Genomic DNA, 2,963 nt, shown 5'->3' with positions numbered 1-2,963 from the left:
GGAGAATTGGGCTTTCGGGAGATCGGAGTGCAGGAACGGCCAGGACTGGTTGTACTGAGAAAAACAAAGATGCCCGCACTTTTGATAGAAACAGGTTTTATTAATTCAGAAAAAGACAATACCCTTTATGATGAAAAGAAGCAGGATATCCCACAGGCAATTGCAGATGCCATACTGGGAACGCTGGATGAAACTGATGCAGAAAATCCGTTATATTACCGGGTACAGACAGGAGCATTTCGAAACCGTGAAAATGCAGATAGATTACTGTATCAATTATTAGACCGTGGTTATCCTGCATATATACTGTGGGATGGAGATCTTTTTAAGGTACAGGTGGGAGCATATCAACAGCTTGAAAATGCCATCCGTATGGAACAGCGGCTGAGGGAGGATGGCTATAGTACATTGATCGTGACGAAGTGAACTGAAAAATGGTATAATCTTTATAGATGATGTGGAGGTATAGTCCCAGGACATGATACCTGCAAATACAGATGAACAGAAAGGTACAGTTATGTTGGAAGAATTTATGAAAACGATAGGAGATTTTGTTTTTGCAGAAGATATTCCAGAAAAAGCAGATATTATTTTTATTCCAGGTAACGGATATCCGGAAATGGCAGAACATGCAGCCAGACTTTACATGGAAGGATATGCACCGTATATACTGCCAAGCGGAAAGTACAGCGTTGTGATGGGACATTTTTCAGGAGTGTTGTCCCCCAAAAAGGACTATAACAGGAAGTATGATACTGAATGGGAATTTCTGAAGGATGTGCTGGTGCATAATCATGTTCCGGACCATGCAATCCTTAAGGAAGATAAAGCTACGTATACTTATGAAAATGCCATTTATTCCAGAAAGATAACAGATGGACTTGGGCTTACAATAAGAAAAGCAATTCTTTGCTGTAAAAGTTATCATGCAAGAAGAGCTTTGATGTATTATCAGATGCTGTATCCGGATACAAAGTTTTATGTATGTGCAGATTGTCCGGATGGGATCACTCGGGAAAACTGGAAGGATACTGAAGAAGGAATCCGGGCAGTCGCCGGAGAAGTTACTCGGATCATATTGCAATTCCAAGCTTATGGTCTAAGTAAAAAGTCCCCATGCTTACGGTTTTATAACCTGGCAGGGGACTTTCGTCTTGAATTGGATTTCAACTGTGAAGGTGCTGAACAGTTACAATTTTAATGCAAAGGGGATTCGGCTTCTGAAGGATCAGTATCTTTAGAGGAAGCTGGAGGAAGCCAGATATGAACCAGTTCAATACGGTTCTTGTCTAATTTGTCAACCACCAGGCGGATACCACTGTCCAATGTAACGGACTGTCCTTCTGTTGGAAGGCTGTCCAACTGTTCAATAATATAACCACCAATGGAATCATAATCTTCAGATACCATTTGAGTGCCAAGGGTTTCATTGATATCATCCAGCTTGGCTGAGCCGGAAGCTATGTATTCACGGCCTGGCTGAAGTTCTTTCAGATCTTCTTCTTCATCTTCATCGTATTCATCACGGATCTCGCCAACGATTTCCTCCAACAGATCCTCCAGTGTGACAAGCCCGGCAGTAGAGCCGTATTCATCAAGTACAATGGCCAGATTCACAGATGCCTTACGCATTTCCAGCATCAGATCAGCAGTTCCTTTATATTCATAAGTAAAGTAAGGCTCACGAAGAAGCTCACGAACAGAAAATTCATCTTTCTTTGGATAAAGAATCAGATCTTTTACATTGATAATACCGATCACGTTGTCTGTATTGTCTTCATAAACCGGAAAGCGTGTGTGCATATCCTTCTTAAAGATATCCATTAATTCATCATAAGATGCATTTACATCCACAAAGGTCATATCAATTCTGGGAATCATAACATCTTTGGCTGTGGAATCCCCAAAATCAAACACATTATAGATCATCTGTTTTTCTTCGCTTTCAATCACACCAGCCTCTTGGCCTACATTTACCAGAGTACGCAGCTCATGCTCAGTCATCTGCTGTGGTTTTGCGTCCGGATCTACTCTGAGAAGAAACATGATCCCTGCGGCTAGCTTGCCTACTATATAAACAATCGGTGTCAGAACGATCATCAGAAAATAAATAGGACGGGCATAGGCCAGGGCAAGCTTTTCGTTATGCAGGGTAGCCAGGGTTTTTGGCGTGATCTCACCAAAAAGCAGGATCACCAGAGTCAGGATACCGGTAGCAATGCCCACATAGATATTCCCGAAAACGCGGATCGTTAAAGTAGTTACCAATGAAGAGGTGGAAATATTAACAATATTATTTCCGATTAAAACGGTGGTAAGCAGTTTGCCTGTGTCGGCAATCACCTTTTCTAATGTGACCGCCCGTCGATTCCCCTGCTCTGCAAGGGAGTGGATACGAATCTTATTTACTGTTGTCATTGCTGTTTCTGCTGATGAAAAAAAGGCAGACAGTACAATCAGAATTGTGGATTGCGGCTACCTGTATAGGGACACCAGAATCCGAAATATATTCACGCTCCTTTAAATTTTGATCACAGTCGAGAAGACTCCCGCTTCTATAATGGTGAGTAATAAGAGTATATCTCAGTGGGAGTACGATTTTTGACTTGAAAGAAATATACAGTATTTTTATGAAAAAAGCAAGGAAAAAGGGATGAGTAAAAAAATATAAATTAGGGGGTGTCGAAAGAAGAAGAATTGTGATATAATCATGCTGATAAAATTTAAAACAAATTATTACATAAACATTACAAAAGAATGAAATTTTGATATATAAATGATAACAGAGGTGCTGAAATGAAAAAAATGAAAAGAAAAAGTATTGCTATTTTAGCTGCGGCAGCGATTTCCCATGTCACTGGCAGGCGGTCAGATTTATCCTGCATATGCTGGGTATCAGTCATCTTCCATCAAGAAGAGCAGCCTGATTCCTGAAAATGTGACTATAGATGAACCTACAGAGA

3 protein-coding genes are annotated in these 2,963 nt (G+C 40.7%); 2 read left to right on the top strand and 1 reads right to left on the bottom strand.

What is annotated here, in order from left to right:
• Positions 1–426: SPOR domain-containing protein (locus tag R1Y93_RS11440; protein WP_500822891.1), on the top strand; the 426-nt coding region annotated here is incomplete at its 5' end.
• A gap of 52 nt (positions 427–478) precedes the next feature.
• The gene (locus R1Y93_RS11435; RefSeq protein WP_500822890.1) at positions 479–1,201 is read left to right on the top strand and encodes a YdcF family protein; all 723 of its coding nucleotides are present in this window, start codon (positions 479–481) and stop codon (positions 1,199–1,201) included.
• Here R1Y93_RS11435 and R1Y93_RS11430 read toward each other — a convergent pair.
• Entirely contained in the window at positions 1,198–2,418 is a 1,221-nt protein-coding gene (locus R1Y93_RS11430; protein ID WP_500822889.1) for an HlyC/CorC family transporter, read from the bottom strand. The genes R1Y93_RS11435 and R1Y93_RS11430 overlap by 4 nt on opposite strands.
• Between the last annotated feature and the right edge of the window lie 545 nt (positions 2,419–2,963).

The organism is Blautia sp. HA3515 (assembly GCF_059933065.1).
This window is presented reverse-complemented; position numbering and strand designations above follow the sequence as displayed.